The organism is Streptomyces sp. GbtcB7 (genome assembly GCF_019091445.1).
Lineage (GTDB): Bacteria > Actinomycetota > Actinomycetes > Streptomycetales > Streptomycetaceae > Streptomyces > Streptomyces mirabilis.
The window spans coordinates 1-239 of record NZ_JAGXJM010000571.1 but is presented as its reverse complement, the minus strand read 5'-3'; the positions used below and the strand labels follow the sequence as shown (position 1 = coordinate 239).

1 protein-coding gene is annotated in these 239 nt (G+C 71.1%); it reads right to left on the bottom strand.

Going from position 1 to position 239, the window contains the following annotated elements:
• On the bottom strand, positions 1–239 hold a 239-nt coding region (locus KVT44_RS56865), incomplete at both ends, for a D-isomer specific 2-hydroxyacid dehydrogenase family protein (protein ID WP_302832280.1).

Genomic DNA, 239 nt, shown 5'->3' with positions numbered 1-239 from the left:
AAGGCGTTGGGGAAGTCGTAGAGGGGGGAGTCGGCCGGCAGCGGCTCGGGGGCGGTGACGTCGAGGATCGCGCTCAACCGCTCGGCCCGCAGTGCGTCGATCAGCGCATCGTGGACGACGAGCGACCCCCGCGCGGTGTTGATGAGGACCGACCCGGCCGGCATCAGACCGAGTTCCCGGCGACCGATCAGGTGCCGGGTCTCGGGGGTCTGGGGGGCGTGGACGGTGACGATGTCGCT